This is a genomic window from Streptomyces sp. NPDC047028 (genome assembly GCF_040644095.1).
Lineage (GTDB): Bacteria > Actinomycetota > Actinomycetes > Streptomycetales > Streptomycetaceae > Streptomyces.
The window spans coordinates 83,452-100,331 of the sequence record NZ_JBEYVS010000023.1 but is presented as its reverse complement, the minus strand read 5'-3'; the positions used below and the strand labels follow the sequence as shown (position 1 = coordinate 100,331).

The window sequence follows — 16,880 nt, the reverse complement described above, 5'->3', positions numbered from 1 at the left end:
CACAACCACCGGTTGTGCGCACGGGGCCCGCGGTTGTTTGCGCCGCGGACCGCCGCCCGCTTTCATGACCGGGGTCAACGGGAGGTTGTGCATGCGGCTGGGACGCCGGTTCGGGTGGCTGTGGGCCGCGTACACCGTCAGCGCCTTCGGGACCTGGCTCGCCTTCGACGCCCTCCCGCTGATCGCGATCCTCGTCCTGCACGCGGGGTCCGCCCAGGTGTCCCTGCTCGCCTCCGCCGGACTCGCCGTCGGCGCGGCGGTGGCCGTGCCGCTCGGGCCCTGGATGGAGTTCCGCCGCAAACGCCCGGTCATGATCACCACGGACCTCGTCCGGTGCGCGGCCCTGCTCAGCATCCCCGCCGCCTACGCCCTCGACGCGCTCGGATTCCCCCAGCTCCTGGTGGTCTCCATCGTCGTGGCGGCCGCCGGCATCACCTTCACCGCCGCCTCCGGCGCCCACCTGAAGGACCTCGTGGCACCCGCCGACCTGCTCACCGCCACCAGCAGGTTCGAATCCACCAGCTGGACCGCGACCGTCCTCGGCCCTCCGCTCGGCGGCGCCGCCGTCGGCGTTCTCGGACCGGTGACCACCATCGCCGTCGACGCCGTCAGTTACCTGCTGTCCGCCCTCGGCATCCGGGCCATCGGCGGCGCCGAAACCCCGCCTGCCCGCCCCACCGCCGCCCCGGCGCGGCGCCCCCGGGCCACCGACCTGCTCGACGGCTGGCGGTACCTGCTCACCGACCCCGCGCTGCGCCCGCTGTTCCTCAACACGGCCCTGGTCAACTCGCTCATCATGGCCGGCGCGCCGCTGCTCGCCGTCCTGATGCTGGGCCCGCTCGGCTTCGCGCCCTGGCAGTACGGGCTGGCCTTCGCGCTGCCCTCCCTCGGCGGTCTGCTCGGCTCCCGGCTGGCCCGCCCCCTCGCCGACCGCTACGGCAGGCGCCGCGTGCTGCTGACCGCGGGCGCGCTGCGTTCCTGCTGGCCGGTCGGGCTCGCGTTCGTCCGCCCCGGCGTGCCCGGCCTGCTCCTCGTGATGGCCGTGGAGTTCGGCCTGATCGCCTGCGCGAGCGTGTACACCCCGGTGCTCGCCGCCCACCGGCTGGATGTGACCCCGGCCGACCGGGTGGCCCGTACCCTCTCCGCCTGGTCGGTGACCGTCAAACTTAGCACCGCGGTCCTGACCGCCCTGTGGGGTCTGCTCGCCGCGCTCGCCGGTCCGCGCACCGCGATCGCCCTGGCCGGCGTCCTGCTGCTGGCGACGCCGGCGCTGCTGCCGGGCGTGCTCACGGCACCACGGTCACCGGCCACCGTCCCGCCTTCACCAGACGCACCGCCACCGACCCGATGATCCGGTGGCCCGCCTGCTCGGAGGCGCCCACCACCACCGCGTCCGCCTTCAGTTCGTCGGCCGCCTTCACCAGGCCGGTGTAGGGGTCACCGCGGAACGTGTGGAACTCCCAGCGCACGTCGAATATCCCGCGGACCCGCTCCGTCGCCTCCCGGATGTGGGCGATCAGGTCCTCGGCGATCTCGTCGGTCGTCTCCGCCACCGGCGCCCCGAGCGCCGCCCCGGCCGCCAGCACCGGCTGCACGTACACCACCGCCAGCAGCGCGTGCTGCCGCCGGGCCAGCCCGCCCGCGTACGCGGCGGCCCGCAGCGAGGACTCGGAGCCGTCCACACCGGCCACGATGACCTTGGGCCCGTCCGTGCCCCGCTCGAACCGCCCCGCGGACCGGTGGACCGGCTCGGACCCCTCATGATGCTCGCCCTGCTCGTGCTGTTCCGTCACGGCCGCGAGGCTATCGGAACCCCCGCTTCCCCCGGGAGGCCCGCCCACGCCGCTCCCGCGTCCGCGTTGCCCATCGCGCCCACGTCCGGCATCGCGGTGTGCTCACGGCCTCCGTTCCCTCCGGGCGCGGCTGCCGCTCCCGGCGCGCACCGGGGCCGCTCGACGGGCGAGGCGACCGGCTGCTTCCTACAGTCGGAACCATGACTGCCACCGCGGAGCCCGCCGCACGGCGCGACGTCACGGGCCCGCCACGTCCGCGGGCCGGCACCCGCCTGGCCTGGGTGCCCGAGGCCTTCGGGACGTTCTTCGCCGCGCTCGGCCTGCTCTGCGCCCTGCTCGCCGTCATCGCCCCGCTGCGCCACCCGCTCCGCCCCGTCGCCCGCACCCTCGACCTGCTGCTCGTCCCGGTCAGCGCCAACCTGGCCTACGCGGTGTTCCTCTTCCTGCTGGCCGCCGCGACCGCCGCCCGCAAGAAGGTCGCCTGGTGGCTGGTCGTCGTCTACCTCGGCCTCGTCGTCCTCACCGACGCGCTCGGCCTGGGCCTCGGCCTGTACGCCGAGTCGCTGCCCTCGCTCGTGCTGTGCGGGCTGCTGCTGATCCTGCTGGTGGTGGCCCGGGGACAGTTCTACGCCGCCTCCCGCCGCGGCGCCGTGTGGCGGGCCCTGGCCGTCCTGCTCGGCGGGCTCGTCGTGGCCGTCCTGCTCGGCTGGGGCCTGGTCATGTTGTTCCCCGGCAGCCTGCCGCAGGGCCAGCACCTGGCCTGGGCGGCCGACCGGGTCTGCGGCGGACTGGTCTCGAACAGCTCCTTCGCCGGCCGCCCGCCCCACCAGGTCACCTTCGTCCTCGGGCTGCTCGGAGCGCTCGCCCTCTTGAACGCCGCCGCCACGCTGTTCCGTTCGCAGCGCCTGGAGGCGGCCCTGCACGGCGACGAGGAGGCCCGCATCCGCGCCCTGCTCGGCGCCTACGGCGACCGGGACTCCCTCGGCTACTTCGCCACCCGCCGGGACAAGGCCGTCGTCTTCTCGCCCAGCGGCAAGGCCGCCGTCACCTACCGGGTCGAGGCCGGCGTCTGCCTCGCCAGCGGCGACCCCGTCGGCGACCCGGAGGCCTGGCCGCACGCCATCGGCGCCTGGCTGGACGTGGCCCGCCGGCACGCCTGGGCGCCCGCCGCGATGGGCGCCTCCGAGGACGGCGCCCGCGCCTTCGCCCGCGCCGGACTCGGCGCCCTCCAGCTCGGCGACGAGGCGATCCTGCACGTCGCCGCCTTCGACCTCAACGGCCGCGACATGCGCGTCACCCGGCAGGCCGTGCACCGCGTCCGCCGCACCGGCGCCACCACCCGCATCCGCCGCCACGCCGCCCTCACCGAACGGGAGACGGAGGAGCTCGTCGACCGGGCCGACGCATGGCGCGACACCGAGACCGAACGCGGCTTCTCCATGGCCCTGGACCGGCTCGGCGACCCCGCCGACGGCGACTGCCTGCTCGTCGAGGCCCTCGGCGAGGACGGCAGGCTCCTCGCCCTGCTGTCCTTCGTGCCCTGGGGACGCGACGGCGTCTCCCTGGACCTGATGCGCCGTGACCGCAGCGCCCCCAACGGGGTGATGGAGTTCATGGTCGCCGACCTGTGCGCCCACGCCCCCAAACTGGGCGTGCGCCGGATCTCCCTGAACTTCGCCGTCTTCCGCTCCGTCTTCGAGGAGGGCGCCCGCATCGGCGCCGGCCCCGTCCTGAGGCTCTGGCGCCGGCTGCTGCTGTTCTTCTCCCGCTGGTGGCAACTGGAGGCCCTGTACCGCTCCAACGCCAAGTACCGCCCCGAGTGGTACCCGCGCTTCATCTGCTACGGCGAGACCGCCTCCCTCGCCCGGATCGGCCTGGCCTCCGGCATCGCCGAAGGCTTCGTCTCCGTACCGTCGTTGCGCAAACTCTGGGGAAAGGGGCACCCGGGGCCCGGGCAGCGGCCCGCCACCACCGAGGGGCTGCCGTCCCTGTCGGCGCTCGGCCTCGACGGAGGGGACCAGGCCACGGCCGGCACCCCGGACGCGGGCCTGCCCGACCAGGTCCGCGTCCGGCACCGCACCCTCGACCGGCTGCGCGCGGGCGGCACCGACCCCTACCCGGTCGGCGTCCCCGCCCCGACCCACACCCTCGCCGACGTCCCGCAGGGCCAGGAGGTGACCGTCGCCGGCCGCGTCATGCTCGTCCGCGACTTCGGCGGCATCGTCTTCGCCGTGCTGCGCGACTGGTCCGGCGACCACCAGATCGCCCTCACCCGAGACCTCTCCGGCGCCGCCCTCGACCGCTTCACCGCCGACACCGACATCGGCGACCACATCACCGTCACCGGCCGCGCGGGCCTGAGCGACCACGGCGAGCCCACCGTCTTCGCCGCCTCCTGGCAGCTCACCGGCAAATGCCTGCGCCCGCTGCCCGACAAACGGCGGGGCCTCGCCGACCCCGAGGCCAAGGTCCGCCGCCGCTACCTCGACCTGGCGACCAGCCCGGACGCCCGCGCCGTCGTCCGCGCCCGCTCCGCCGCCGTACAGGGGCTGCGCCAGGGCCTGCTGGACCGCGGCTACCTGGAGGTCGAGACCCCGATGCTCCAGCAGATCCACGGCGGCGCCAACGCCCGCCCCTTCACCACCCACATCAACGCCTACGACCTCGACCTCTACCTGCGCATCGCCCCCGAGCTGTACCTCAAGCGGCTGTGCGTGGGCGGCCTGGAGAAGGTCTTCGAGATGGGCCGCACCTTCCGCAACGAGGGCGTCTCCTACAAGCACAACCCCGAGTTCACGATGCTGGAGGCCTACCAGGCGCACGCCGACTACGACGTGATGCTCGACCTCACCCGCGAACTGATCCAGGGCGCCGCGACCGCCGCGTACGGCCGCCCGGTCGCCCACAAGGACGGCACCGAGTACGACATCTCCGGCACCTGGCCCGTGAAGACCGTGTACGGCGCGATCTCCGAGGCGCTGGGGGAGGAGATCGGGCCCGGCAGCGAACTCCTCAGGCTGCACCGGCTGTGCGACCGCGCGGGAGTGCCGTACACCGCCGACGACGGCCCCGGCGACGTCGTGCTGGAGATGTACGAACGCCTCGTCGAGGAACGCACCCGGCTGCCCACCTTCTACAAGGACTTCCCGACCGACGTCTCCCCGCTCACCCGGCAGCACCGCACCGACCCGCGGCTCGCCGAACGCTGGGACCTGGTCGCCTTCGGCACCGAACTCGGCACCGCCTACTCGGAGCTGACCGACCCCGTGGAGCAGCGCCGCCGGCTCACCGCCCAGTCCCTGCTGGCCGCCGGCGGCGACCCGGAGGCCATGGAGATCGACGAGGACTTCCTCGACGCGCTCGAGTACGCGATGCCCCCGACCGGCGGCCTCGGCATCGGCGTCGACCGGCTCGTCATGTTCCTCACCGGCCGCACCATCCGCGAGACATTGCCCTTCCCGCTGGTACGGCGCCGCTGAGCCGCTCCTTTCGCGCTGCTCCGATCGGGTGCATTCGCGCCGCCACACCGGTGTCGCTGGGGTGCGCCCGAGGTTGGCCGGGCGACTGATGAGTCATGCAGAAGGATCAGTTGTTCACCCGGCGCCGGCTCCTGTTCGCCGGCGCCGCCGCCGTGGGTGCCGCGGGCACCGCCACCGGAGTCGTCCTGGCGGGCGGCGAGGACACCGGCGGCCGGGCCGCCCCCGCGCCGGGTCCCCAGGCACGCCAGGCCCCCAAGGCCTCCGCCTTCCGGCTCCAGCCCCTCACCGGCTACGGCCAACCGCGCGCCGCCCCGCCCGCGCTGAAGGCGCGGACCGAACCCTTCCTCGAGATCCCCGCCGCCGGCCGGCACATGATGCTCACCTTCGACGACGGCCCCCACCCGGACTACACCCCGCACATCCTGGACACCCTCGCCAAGTACGACGTACGAGCGATGTTCTTCGTGTGCGGCGAACAGGTCGAGTGGAACCGCGACCTGCTCGCCCGGATGGCCGACGAGGGGCACGTGGTCGGCAACCACACCTGGACGCACCCCCTGCTGATCCGGATGAGCCGCAAGAAGATCCGCTCCGAGATGAAGCGGACCAGCGACATCATCGAGGACACCTACGGGGAGCGGCCGCAGTGGTTCCGCGCCCCCTACGGCGCCTGGAACCGGAACGTGTTCGAGCTGGGCGCTGAGATGGGCATGGAGCCGATGGCCTGGACCGTCGACACCACCGACTGGACGACACCCGGCACCAGGACCATCGTCGAAAGGGTGGAGAAGGGCGCCGCCCCCGGTGTCGTCGTGCTCTCCCACGACGCCGGGGGCGACCGGACGCAGAGCGTCCGAGCGATCCGTGAGTACCTGCCGTATCTGATCGACCACGGCTACCACCTCACCGTGCCGCGTCACCGTCCCGTCTGACCGTCTGACGGGCCCTCACGGCGGGCGGCCGGCCGTGGGGCCCGCGTCCGCCCGGCCGCGACCGTCCGACCGCGTTCGTCGGCCGCTGGGAACTCACTTCACCGCGACCAGGCGGGCGAAGACGACGACGTTGCCGTCGTAGCCGTGCTGCTTGGAGAAGCCGCCGCCGCACGTGATGACCCGCAGCTCCGGAGTGCCCTTCGAGCCGTACACCCGGTCGCCGGGGAACTTGCTCTTCTCGAAGACCTCGATGCCGTAGATCTCGAACACCGCGGTCCTGCCGTCCTTGCGCAGGACCTCGATCCTGTTCCCCTTCTTCAGCGCCCCGAGGCCGTAGAACACGGCGGGGCCCTGCTTGTTGTCGACGTGCCCGACGATGACCGCGGTGCCCTTCTCGCCGGGGGAGACCGCACCGGTGAACCAGCCCGCCAGGTCGGCGTTGTCCGGCGGTGGCGCGGCCACCCAGCCGTCGGTGTCGAGACCGACCGGGATCACGGGCGCGTCGACCCGGATCGTCGGGATCCGTACGCGGTCGACCGCCGAGAACGGCAGCGCGGCCGGGGCGGAGGACGTGGACGTGTGCGCCGGGGCGGTGCTCGCCGGGGCGGCCGCCGACGCCGGCTGCGGCGGACCGGAGTCGAACTCCCCCGAACCGTTGCGGATGAGGGCCAGACCGGTCAGCAGCACCAGCGCTATGGCACCCCAGGGAGCGCGCTTCCGCCGCCGCTCCTCCTCTTCGGCGAGCTCGGACAGCTCGGACGCAGACATGCGCAGACCCCTCTCGTCACGGCCGTCACCACGCCCATCGCGCATGGGAAAACGCTAAGTCCCGCGCGCGCGGCGGGCGACGGGACGGGGGGCGAACGGGTGGCGCCCGGCCGGGGCGGTGCGCCATCCGAGTTGCCGTTCACAGGAAATTTCTGACGGGGCGTGACCTGCGGCTATATCCGATTGTGTGGTTTTCTGACGGCGTGTCCGCTCACCAGGACGGACCATTCTCGACATGCGGGCGTGTTCCGTGCGGCCGAGGGTCATGTGCAGAGGTGCTTTCTCGCCGATCGACCGGGGACGGGACCCGGGGCGCCTCTCGCGGAGGATCACATGCGAAACCAACGTGCCCTGGCAGCCGCGTGCGCCGCGGTCGCCGCGCTCGGGCTCGCCGCGCCGGTGGCCGTCGCGGACGGCATGGGCAACGGGGGCGGCCCCTCGAACAACAATTCCTTGACCGCGCCGGACAACGGCAACTTCAACGCGCCCGGCAACGGCAACAACAACGGCAACTGGAACAACGGGAACTGGAACAACAACAACGGCAACAACAACGGCAACAACAACGGCAACAACAACGGGAACTGGAACAACGGGAACGGCAACAACAACGGCAACGTCAACGGGAACAACAACAACAACTTCGGGAACGGCAACGGGAACAACCAGGGCAACAACGACGGCGGGCGCGGTGACGGCAACCCGCGCAACATCGTCGCCACGCCCAGCGTGCTCGCCGCCGGCTCCCGGCTCACCGTCACCGTCGAGGGCTGCCGCGGCGGCACCATGTCCTCCCGTGCCTCACGCACCACCCGCCTGACCCCGTACCGCGGCGACTCCGCGCGCGGCGTCGCCACCATCGACCGCGACGCCCGTCCCGGCCGGTACGACATCACGGTCAACTGCGACGGCCGGACCCTCACCCGCCCGTCCGCCTTCACCGTGCTCGGCGGTGTCCAGGGCGGCGTCGGCGGCAGCCAGTCCCACGGGGCCACGGCGACCGACATGGCCATCGGCGGCGGTCTGGTGGGCGCGGCCGTCATCGGGGGCGGCGTCTTCTGGCTGCGGCGCCGCAACGAGAAGCGGATCTGACGCGGCGCCCCGGGCGTGGGTCCCGGCGTCCGAGTGAGCCTCGCACGTGCACGGCCCTTCGCCCCGGCCCCCAGGGATCCGTTCCCCCGGGGATCCGGGGCGGAGCCCTGCCGTCCGCACGTCAGGCGCCGTCGTCCCCGGTGCGGCGGCGGGTGCGGCGGTAGGCGACCCCGAGCGAGCCGGCGATCAGGGCGGCGCCGAGGCCGATCTCCTTGGCGTCGAACCCGCCGATGCTGCCGCCCGCCCCGGCCTCGACCCCGTGCTGGGCCGGCCGCAACGGCATCGGCCGCGCCGTACCGCCGTCCTGGGCGATGGTGAGCTGGGTCCAGCCGCTCGACCCGTCGCAGCTGAACGTCACCCGGTACGCGGCCCCCGGCCGGGCGTCCCAGTCGATGACCGTGGCCGCCGTGTCCTGCCCCGGCGGGAGGCGGACCGTGTCGAAGACGCCCGAGGTGACCGTCGCGGTGCCCCGGCAGCCGCCGTCGCGGTTCAGCTGGAGGCTGACCTGGCCGCCCGCCGCCACGGTGGACGGGACGACCCGGAAGCCGAACGGGGTGATGCCGTGGCCGTCACCGGCGACGGCGGGCGGCGCCGACAGGGCGAGGGCGCCGGCACTCAGCAGTGCGGCCGAAGCGACGCGTATCGCAGGCATGGTGGTTCCTCCGGTCTGTCGAGGAGCAACCGCGGACCTCTTCCGCTCGCGCCGGACCTCTGCGCCGGGAATGCGCCTCGATGACCGGAACGCTAGGAACGCCGGCCCACCCGCGCGATCGCAGTAGTGCGAATGGGGCACGGGTGTGCGCCGTCCGGGGGAAGCCGTTGCGGCGGCCGGGTGACGTTTCCGCGCCGGGCGACACTCCCGGCCGTGCGCCGCCCGCGGGGAGACCGGACCGCTAGGTCCCGGCGTGCGGGAACAGGGTGAGGAACGGCTCCGCGGTCGTCGCGATGCCCCGGCTGAACGGGGCGTCGAAGTCCCAGATCAGGAAGAGCATGAAGGCGATGGTCGCGGAGAACACCCCGGCCAGGATCAGCTCTCGCCGGGTGCGCCGGATCTGCAGCGCGAAGACCATGCCGACCGTGATCAGCGCCCCGGTGATCAGCCCCCACCACACCACGGACGGCATGGTCGCCCCGGTGGAGTCGGCGCGGGCGTTGCGCGCCTGGTCGGCGGCGGCCATCTGGTCCAGCACCGGCTGGTAGGCCTGTGCCTCGAAGTCGTTCTTCGGCTGGTAGTCCGTGACGTCCGCGCGGACCCGTGCCAGCAGTTCGGTGCCGTGCCCGGTGACCCGCTCGTGGTCGGTCATCGACTTCCACTCGGTGGTGACGACGTAGCTCACGTACGCGTCGACGTCGTCCCGGATGTGGTCACGCACGGCCGGCGGGTAGACCCGGACCCGCTCCGAGATCTCGTGCAGCGCCTGGGCCTCGGCCTGCACATGGTCCTGGGCGGCGTTGCGGGCCTCCCACACGCCCGCGATGGCCAGCCCCAGGACGATGGCGTACACGACGCCGATCCACATGGTCATGTACTCGATGACGTCCGGCGTCTCGCTGGGGTCGTCGTCCTCGGCCGCGGTCCGGTGCCGTACGAGGGTGATGACGACCACCACGGCGCAGGCCCCCAGCATCGCGAGGACGAGAACAAGCCAATCCGACAACGGGTGACTCCTTAGGTGAGCGGCCCGGCGCGTCAGCGCGGGCGCAGCGCCGCGACGGCGACGATCGCGGGAACGGTGATGAGCAGGACGTAGGTGACGGGTGTGGTCGGGTCGGGCGCCGAGTGCGGCGTGGGCCGCGGGTGGTACGCCGGGTAGCTCACCGGGGTGACGGTGGGCCGGGGGCGGGGCTTGGCCGGCGGGGGCGGCTCCGGTGCCGGGGCGGGCGGAGGCGGCGGAGCCGGCCGGGCGGCCGGCCTCGGTGCGGGCGGGGGCTTCGGCGTCGGAGTGGGCCGCGGCTTCGGGGCCGGCTCGGCCGGCGGCGGCTTCCGGACCGGTGTGGGTGTGGGTACGGGGGTCGGTGTCGGGGTGGGCGTGGGCGTAGGGGTGGGAGTCGGCGGGCACGGCGGCGGGGGCGGCTCGGGACACGGCTGGGGAGCGGGCCAGTGGTGATCGGGTCCGTGGGGGCCGTGACCGTGATGCCCGCGACCGTCATGTCCGCCGTGACCTCCGTGGTCACCGTGACCGTCATGGCCGCCGTGATGCCCGCGGTCCTCGGGTGGGCCGTGGTGGCCGCCGCCGGCGACGGCCACCGCCACCGTGCCGTCCGGGCCCGTCGAGGCGTACGCGCAGGCGTCGGCCGACGCGCTGCCGACCGGGCAGCCCACGAGGGTCCACGTCAACGCCAGCAGGGCCAACGCCCGTGTGGCGGGCGCGCGTCGGGTCACTTCGGGTGCATACACGACGACGATCATGGGCAGCCGCGAGCCGTCGCACGCCAGAGTACGGCAGGAATGATCCGAAGGAGGGATAAGACAGGATCAGCCGTTTGACGGACCAAAGGGCCGAACTGGCCGGATGTGGACGCCCGTACGAGCCCCGGGAGGCGGACCTGGTGGGGACCCGGGCGCGGCCCGGGCGCAGGTCCGCCGAAGAAAATCCCTCACCCGTTGAACGCAACCACCCCCGCCCCGCGTACCCATGGCCGTGCGGCGGCGCACCAAGGCGAGCTGCAATTGCCATGCGAATCATGGGGAGTTGACGATGAATACCTCCTGGCGGACCGCCTCACTGGTGGCCACGGCCGCCGCGGTGCTGACGCTGACGACGGCGTGCGGTCAGGACAACACCACCACGCCGTCCTCGGCCGCCCAGAACGTCGGGGCCACGGCCGTACCGGGCGGCTACGGCAATCCGGGCACGGGTGCCGGGACGGGCGCGGGCAACGGCTACGGCGCCGACGGCAACCAGAGTTCGGCCTCCTCCGCCCCGGCGGCCCCCGCCGGCAAGCTGACCGTGGCCGCCAACCCCGACCTGGGCAACGTGGTGTCCGACGGCTCCGGCCTCACCCTGTACCGCTTCGACAAGGACACCGCGAATCCGCCCAAGTCGAACTGCGCCGGCGACTGCGCCACCACCTGGCCGCCCGTGCCCGCCGACGACGCCCAGGCCGGCGCCGGCATCGACAAGGCCCTGCTCGGCGAGGTCACCCGGGCCGACGGCAGCAAGCAGCTCACCATCGGCGGCTGGCCCGCCTACCGCTACGTCAAGGACGTCAACTCCGGTGACGTCAACGGACAGGGCGTGGGCGGGAAGTGGTTCGCCATGGCGCCGGACGGCAAGAAGGCCAAACTGTCCGACCTGCCCGGCCTGTCCGTCCGCAAGGACCCCAAGCTCGGGGACATCGTCGTGGACAAGAACGGCATGACGGTCTACCGGTTCCTCAAGGACAAGGCGTGGCCGAAGTCCGTCTCCAACTGCTCCGGTTCCTGCCTGGAGAAGTGGCCGGCCGTCGCGCCCGTCGAGAGCGGCGACACCAAGGGCATCCAGAAGAAGGGCCTCATGGGCTTCACCAGGCCCGACGGAACCAGGCAGATGACCGTCGACTGCTGGCCGATCTACACCTTCTCCGGTGACAAGGCCGCCGGAGACACCAACGGCCAGGGTGTGGGCGGCACGTGGTACGCCGTCTCGCCCTCCGGCAAGCCGGTCGGCGCGCCCGGCAAGTAGGGATCACCCGCCCGGGTCGACCGCCCGCCCGGGTCGACCGCCCGTCCGGGGCGATCGCCCGCACGGCCGGGCACCCGACCGAAGGTCCGCCCCCCTCCGCGCCGCACGGAGGGGGGCGGACCGCTGTGTGCGCTCGCCGGACGGCGCTCGTCGTCACCCAGCGCGCACGCGCGGGCACTTCCCGCAGGCAGTGACCGGGAACGGACGGTCAATTTCCGGTTCGGGTCGCTCCATTGGCGGGCGATCAGTAGCCTCAGCTCGAACACCGGATCGCCTGTCCCTGCCGTCTACGCGTTGGAGAGATACATGGAGCGTCCCGCCTGGGCCCCCCGGAGCATCGACATCTCGGTGCCGAGCGTTTCGCGTATCTACGACTACTACCTGGGCGGTTCGCACAACTTCGAGGTCGACCGGGAAGCGGCCCGCAAGGCGATGGAGTTCCTGCCGGGCCTGCCGAAGATCATGCAGGCGAACCGGGCGTTCATGCGCCGGGCCGTGCGCTACGCGGCCGGTGAGGGCATCACCCAGTTCCTCGACATCGGCTCCGGCATCCCGACGTTCGGCAACGTCCACGAGGTGGCCCGCGCCGCCGCCCCGGGCGCCCGGGTGGTCTACGTCGACCACGACCCGGTGGCCGTGGCGCACAGCCAGGCGGTCCTGGCGGGTGACGACGCCGCGGACGTCGTCGCCGCGGACCTGCGCAAGCCGCACGAGATACTCGCCAGCCCCCAGGTGGAGCGGCTGATCGACCAGAACCGTCCAGTGGCCCTCCTTCTCGTTGCCATACTGCACTTCGTGGAAGACACGGACGACCCGCACGCCGCGGTGGCCGAGCTGCGCGCGGCACTCGCCCCCGGCAGCCTGCTGATCCTCACGCATGCCTCGTACGAGGGAATCCCGCTGCCTCCGGAGCGGGCCGAGGGCGCGGTGGACGTATACAAGGACATTCGCAACCCGCTGATCATGCGCTCGCGCGACGAGATCGCGCGGTTCTTCGAGGGGTACGACATGGTGGAACCCGGACTGGTGCCGATGCCGCGCTGGCGCCCGGAGTCCGAGCCGGAGGACGAGGATCCGTTCGCCTTCTCCGGGTTCGCCGGCGTGGGGCGTACGGCGTGAGCGCGGAGCCGGACGGCCCGGAGGACAGACTGCGCCGGCTGACGACGATCTGGAGCCGGGCGCTGTTCCCGGTGACGTCGACGACGTCGACGCGCGCCGAGTTCGAGGAACAACTGCTCCCGCTCGCCCGCCGGCTGAGCGAGCTGCTGCGGGCCCGCGGCTTCGCCGCCGGGGAGGCGAAGGCGGTCGGCGCCGCCCTCGTCCACGCGCACTGCACCGACCCGGAGGCGCTCGCCCGCACCCTCGACTGCGTCGACGCCTACCTGGTGCTCTACTGCGGCGGGGACGGCCCCCAGGACGAACTGCGCATCCGCTCCTCCCGGTTGCAGCACGCCATGGCCGCCGGGTACGCGGAGGCGCTGCGCGAGCGCACCCTCGCCGAGCAGGAGGCCATCGCCCAGGCCGCGTTGCAGGCCCAGGGCGTGGTCGCCCAGGCGCTGCACGCCAGCGAGGCCCGCTTCCGCGCGGTGTTCGAGGGCGCCGCCATAGGAATCGGCATCGCCGACCTCGACGGCAACATCCTCCAGGTCAACCAGGCCCTGCTGCGCATGTTCGGGCTTCCCGAGCACTCCCTGCGGGGCCGCCGGGTGACGGACTGGAAGCACTCCGAGGACGCCCCCCAGACCTGGCGGCTGTACGACGAACTCGTGCGCGGCGAACGCGAGCACTTCCACATGGAGAAGGCGTTCAACCGGCCCGACGGCACGGTCCTGTGGACCAACCTGACGGTCTCCCTGCTGCGCGACGCCGACGGCGAACCGCAGTACCAGCTTGCCCTGATGGAGGACACCACCGAACGGCGGCTGCTCAACCTCCGGCTGCGCTACGAGGCCACCCACGACGCCCTCACCGGCCTGCCCAACCGCACGCTGTTCTTCGAGCGCCTGGAGAAGGCCCTGAACGCCGGCGAGGGCCAGCGGTTCGGCCTGTGCTACCTCGACCTGGACGGCTTCAAGACCGTCAACGACAGCCTCGGGCACGCGGCCGGCGACCGGCTGCTGGTGGAGGTCGCCGACCGGCTCCAGTCCTGCGCGACCGCGCCCGGCGAGATGGTCGCCCGGCTCGGCGGCGACGAGTTCGTCGCGCTCACCACCGGCCCCGCCGGGCGGCGCACGGTCGACGAACTCGCCGAGCAGATCATGAGCGCGCTGGTCACCCCGATCAGCATCGACGGCCGCGACCTGCTGGTCCGCGGCAGTCTCGGCATCGTGGAGGGACCCGCAGGGGAGCGCACGGCGGCGGAGGTGCTGCGCAGCGCGGACATCACGATGTACCGCGCCAAGTCGGCGGGCGGCAACCGGATCGAGCTGGCCGACGCCGAGGCCGACGCCCGCGCCATCACCCGGCACGGTCTGACGACCGCGCTGCCGACGGCCCTGGACCGCGGCGAGTTCTTCATCGAGTACCAGCCGCTGGTGCACCTCGGCGACGGCAGCGTCAGGGGCGCCGAGGCGCTGGTCCGCTGGCTGCACCCGCAGCACGGCATCCTCGGCCCCGACCGGTTCATCCCGCTCGCCGAGCACACCGGCCTGATCGTGCCGCTCGGCCGCTGGGTCCTGGAGGAGTCCGTCCGCCAGGCCCGCACCTGGCGCGAGCGGTACGGCGAGCACACGGCGGGCGGTCCGCTGCGCATCAACGTCAACCTCTCGCCCTGCCAGCTCACCCATCCCGGCCTGGTCCAGGACACCGTCGACATCCTCGAACGCGCCGGCGTCGCCCCGGACGCCCTCTGCCTGGAGGTCACCGAGTCCGCCCTGATCGGCGCCGACGACGACCTCCTCAAACCGCTGCGCCGACTGGCCGAGATGGGTGTCGACATCGCCCTCGACGACTTCGGCACCGGCTACTCCAACCTCGCCAACCTGCGCCGCCTCCCGGTGAGCATCCTCAAACTGGACCGCTCCTTCACCCAGGGCATGCAGCAGTTCCCGGCCGACCCCGTCGACCTCAAGATCGTCGAAGGCATCGTCTCCCTCGCCCACAGCCTCGACCTCACGGTCACCGTCGAGGGCGTCGAAACAGGAGCCCAGGCCGAACAACTCCGCATACTGGGCTGCGACACAGCCCAAGGCTGGTACTACGCCCGCCCGGGCCCCCCAGACCGCCTGCACGACCTGGCCCTGGCAGACGCCACGGGCTGAAGAAGGGGCGCCCTCTCATCACAGGGAGGGCGCAACCGGCCCCTAGCCTGCCGAGGGTGCCTTCTCATCGCCGAGAGGGCCCAACCCCCCAAGGGGCGCGGGGCTGTATCGATATGCGGCTCCGCCGCGTGGGCGCGACCAGCCACAACGCACCCGCACCCCGAAACGCACCGCACCCCGCACGACGCACCGCCCCGGCCCCAAAAGGACCCTCACCGCTCGATCAACATCCGCTGCAACTCCCGCGCAGCCCGAGGCGGAGCCACATCACTGCGGTGCGCCAGCGCGATGACCCGGTGCAGCCCAGGCCGTGCCAACGGGGTCACCCGAAGCCCGGTCCCGGCCCGCGCGGCAACCATCCGGGGCACCACAGCCACCCCCAACCCCGCCCGCACAAACCCCAGCACCGCGTCCATCTCACCCCCCTCCACCGCGAACTCCGGCTCGAACCCGGCGGAGCGACACGCCGCGACGGTCAGCTCCCGCAGGTCGTACCCGTGCCGGAACATCACCAGCCGCTCACCCTCCAGATCGGCGATGCCGACCACGCGCCCGCCGCGCCCCGGCGCCGGCGCCTCCGGTGAGGACACCACCACCAGGTCCTCCCGCAGCAGCTCCACCGTGGTCAGCGCGGGCGCCGGGGCCGGCAGCGGCAGCACGACCAGCGCGAGATCCAGCGCACCACGCGCCAGCTCTCGCACGAGGTCGTGCGAGCCGCCCTCCTCGACCAGCAGCCGGACGCCCGGATAGCGGTCGTGGAAGGCGCGCAGCACGTCCGGCAGCAGCCCCGTGCACAGACTCGGCGTCGCCCCGAGCCGTACCCGCCCGCGCCGCAACTGCACCAGCTCCTGCACCTCCTGCCGCGCCGTGTCCGCGTCCGCGAGGATCCGCCGGGCCAGCGGCAGCAGCGCCTCGCCCGCCGCGGTGAGGGTGATGTTGCCCCGGGCGCGCAGGAACAGATCGGCGCCCAGCTCCCGCTCCAGCGCCTTGATCTGCTGCGACAACGACGGCTGGGCGACATGGACCAGCTCGGCGGCCCGGGTGAAGTGCCGGGTCTCGGCGACCGCCACGAAGTACTGGAGCTGCTGGAACTGCATGGAGACCAGCATAGCCGTAGCCTATGGAAACAAGCTGGACCATGTCTTGGACCGATCGCACCTTTCGGCCCTAGCGTGCTGTGTCATGGCTCTGGTAACGCGGACGGACCGACGGCCGTCCATGGCGCGGACGGTGTGGGACTCCACCGTCGGCAAGAAGACCGTCATGGCGGTCAGCGGCGTGATCATGCTGCTGTACCTGGTCGCGCACGTGATCGGCAACCTGAAGATCTTCTTCGGGGCGGGGGAGTTCAACCACTACGCGCACTGGCTGCGCACGGTCGGCGAGCCCTTCATGCACTACGAGTGGACGCTGTGGCTCATCCGCGTCGTCCTGATCGTCGCGGTGCTCGCGCACGCGGTCTCCGCGTACCAGCTCAGCCGCCGCGACCTCAAGGCCCGCCCCAGCCGGTACGTCCACAGCAGGCCCCAGGCGAGCTACGCCACGCGCACCATGCGCTGGGGCGGCATCATCCTCGGCCTGTTCATCGTCTGGCACATCCTGGACCTGACCACCGGAACCGTGCACTCCGGCGGTTTCCAGGAGGGCCACCCGTACCAGAACGTCGTGGACACCTTCTCCACCTCGTACGGCGACGCGATCTACATCGTCGCCATGCTGGCGCTCGGCCTGCACATCCGGCACGGCTTCTGGAGCGCCGCCCAGACCCTCGGCGTCGGCAGCCGCAGGCGCGACCGCACCCTGAAGACCGTCGCCAACGTCCTCGCAGTGCTGCTCACGGCCGGCTTCATCGCCGTACCCGTGGGCGTGATGACCGGAGTGGTGAGCTGAC

Annotated in this window: 14 protein-coding genes; 8 read left to right on the top strand and 6 right to left on the bottom strand. The window is 72.6% G+C overall.

What is annotated here, in order from left to right; genetic code table 11:
• The first annotated feature begins 91 nt into the window (after window positions 1-91).
• The gene (locus ABZ854_RS21400; protein ID WP_361213116.1) at window positions 92-1,351 is read left to right on the top strand and encodes an MFS transporter; all 1,260 of its coding nucleotides are present in this window, start codon (window positions 92-94) and stop codon (window positions 1,349-1,351) included.
• On the opposite strand, the gene ABZ854_RS21395 is transcribed toward ABZ854_RS21400, so the two are convergent.
• Complete coding sequence (locus ABZ854_RS21395; RefSeq protein ID WP_361213203.1) at window positions 1,287-1,694, bottom strand: universal stress protein; 408 nt, start codon at window positions 1,692-1,694, stop codon at window positions 1,287-1,289. The two genes, ABZ854_RS21400 and ABZ854_RS21395, sit on opposite strands and share 65 nt — an antisense overlap.
• A gap of 299 nt (window positions 1,695-1,993) precedes the next feature.
• Here ABZ854_RS21395 and lysX point away from each other — a divergent pair, with 299 nt between their 5' ends.
• Entirely contained in the window at window positions 1,994-5,272 is a 3,279-nt protein-coding gene (lysX, locus tag ABZ854_RS21390) for a bifunctional lysylphosphatidylglycerol synthetase/lysine--tRNA ligase LysX (RefSeq protein WP_361213113.1), read from the top strand.
• A gap of 95 nt (window positions 5,273-5,367) precedes the next feature.
• Window positions 5,368-6,204, top strand: coding sequence for a polysaccharide deacetylase family protein (locus ABZ854_RS21385; protein WP_361213110.1), 837 nt, complete (start codon window positions 5,368-5,370; stop codon window positions 6,202-6,204).
• A 93-nt stretch (window positions 6,205-6,297) separates the two neighbouring features.
• Here ABZ854_RS21385 and ABZ854_RS21380 read toward each other — a convergent pair whose 3' ends face one another.
• Window positions 6,298-6,972: a class F sortase gene (locus tag ABZ854_RS21380; protein WP_361213107.1), complete on the bottom strand. Its 675-nt coding sequence runs from the start codon at window positions 6,970-6,972 to the stop codon at window positions 6,298-6,300.
• A gap of 333 nt (window positions 6,973-7,305) precedes the next feature.
• Between ABZ854_RS21380 and ABZ854_RS21375 the strand changes: the two genes are divergently transcribed.
• Complete coding sequence (locus ABZ854_RS21375) at window positions 7,306-8,064, top strand: hypothetical protein (RefSeq protein WP_361213104.1); 759 nt, start codon at window positions 7,306-7,308, stop codon at window positions 8,062-8,064.
• Window positions 8,065-8,185: 121 nt separating this feature from the next.
• Here ABZ854_RS21375 and ABZ854_RS21370 read toward each other — a convergent pair whose 3' ends face one another.
• From ABZ854_RS21370 to ABZ854_RS21360, 3 genes are all read right to left on the bottom strand, one after another.
• Complete coding sequence (locus ABZ854_RS21370) at window positions 8,186-8,716, bottom strand: hypothetical protein (protein ID WP_361213101.1); 531 nt, start codon at window positions 8,714-8,716, stop codon at window positions 8,186-8,188.
• A gap of 241 nt (window positions 8,717-8,957) precedes the next feature.
• The gene (locus ABZ854_RS21365) at window positions 8,958-9,722 is read right to left on the bottom strand and encodes a hypothetical protein (RefSeq protein ID WP_361213098.1); all 765 of its coding nucleotides are present in this window, start codon (window positions 9,720-9,722) and stop codon (window positions 8,958-8,960) included.
• A 32-nt stretch (window positions 9,723-9,754) separates the two neighbouring features.
• A complete protein-coding gene (locus tag ABZ854_RS21360) occupies window positions 9,755-9,883 on the bottom strand; it encodes a hypothetical protein (RefSeq protein WP_361213095.1) in 129 nt (42 codons plus the stop codon).
• Window positions 9,884-10,763: 880 nt separating this feature from the next.
• On the opposite strand from ABZ854_RS21360, the gene ABZ854_RS21355 reads away from it, so the two are divergent.
• The 3 genes from ABZ854_RS21355 (at window position 10,764) to ABZ854_RS21345 (ending at window position 14,989) form a co-directional block, all read left to right on the top strand.
• Window positions 10,764-11,729, top strand: a complete 966-nt coding sequence (locus ABZ854_RS21355; protein WP_361213092.1) for an SCO0930 family lipoprotein — start codon at window positions 10,764-10,766, stop codon at window positions 11,727-11,729.
• 306 nt (window positions 11,730-12,035) lie between these two features.
• A complete protein-coding gene (locus ABZ854_RS21350) occupies window positions 12,036-12,848 on the top strand; it encodes an SAM-dependent methyltransferase (RefSeq protein WP_361213089.1) in 813 nt (270 codons plus the stop codon).
• On the top strand, window positions 12,845-14,989 hold the full coding sequence (locus ABZ854_RS21345; protein WP_361213086.1) for an EAL domain-containing protein: 2,145 nt from the start codon (window positions 12,845-12,847) through the stop codon (window positions 14,987-14,989). The genes ABZ854_RS21350 and ABZ854_RS21345 overlap by 4 nt, the downstream gene beginning before the upstream one ends.
• Window positions 14,990-15,201: 212 nt before the next feature.
• On the opposite strand, the gene ABZ854_RS21340 is transcribed toward ABZ854_RS21345, so the two are convergent.
• Window positions 15,202-16,086: a LysR family transcriptional regulator gene (locus tag ABZ854_RS21340; RefSeq protein ID WP_361213200.1), complete on the bottom strand. Its 885-nt coding sequence runs from the start codon at window positions 16,084-16,086 to the stop codon at window positions 15,202-15,204.
• A gap of 121 nt (window positions 16,087-16,207) precedes the next feature.
• On the opposite strand from ABZ854_RS21340, the gene ABZ854_RS21335 reads away from it, so the two are divergent.
• Window positions 16,208-16,879 carry a succinate dehydrogenase gene (locus tag ABZ854_RS21335; RefSeq protein WP_361213197.1) on the top strand — a complete coding sequence of 224 codons (672 nt, stop codon included), beginning with the start codon at window positions 16,208-16,210 and terminating at the stop codon, window positions 16,877-16,879.
• Window position 16,880: the final 1 nt, after the last annotated feature.

Excerpts from the sequence above, each read along its gene's own strand:
- ABZ854_RS21375 (WP_361213104.1), top strand. The coding sequence starts at position 7,306 with ATGCGAAACCAACGTGCCCTGGCAGCCGCGTGCGCCGCGGTCGCCGCG.
- ABZ854_RS21355 (WP_361213092.1), top strand. The coding sequence starts at position 10,764 with ATGAATACCTCCTGGCGGACCGCCTCACTGGTGGCCACGGCCGCCGCG.
- ABZ854_RS21340 (WP_361213200.1), bottom strand. The coding sequence starts at position 16,086 with ATGCAGTTCCAGCAGCTCCAGTACTTCGTGGCGGTCGCCGAGACCCGG.
- ABZ854_RS21380 (WP_361213107.1), bottom strand. The coding sequence starts at position 6,972 with ATGTCTGCGTCCGAGCTGTCCGAGCTCGCCGAAGAGGAGGAGCGGCGG.
- ABZ854_RS21385 (WP_361213110.1), top strand. The coding sequence starts at position 5,368 with ATGCAGAAGGATCAGTTGTTCACCCGGCGCCGGCTCCTGTTCGCCGGC.
- ABZ854_RS21335 (WP_361213197.1), top strand. The coding sequence starts at position 16,208 with ATGGCGCGGACGGTGTGGGACTCCACCGTCGGCAAGAAGACCGTCATG.
- ABZ854_RS21400 (WP_361213116.1), top strand. The coding sequence starts at position 92 with ATGCGGCTGGGACGCCGGTTCGGGTGGCTGTGGGCCGCGTACACCGTC.
- ABZ854_RS21370 (WP_361213101.1), bottom strand. The coding sequence starts at position 8,716 with ATGCCTGCGATACGCGTCGCTTCGGCCGCACTGCTGAGTGCCGGCGCC.
- lysX (WP_361213113.1), top strand. The coding sequence starts at position 1,994 with ATGACTGCCACCGCGGAGCCCGCCGCACGGCGCGACGTCACGGGCCCG.
- ABZ854_RS21350 (WP_361213089.1), top strand. The coding sequence starts at position 12,036 with ATGGAGCGTCCCGCCTGGGCCCCCCGGAGCATCGACATCTCGGTGCCG.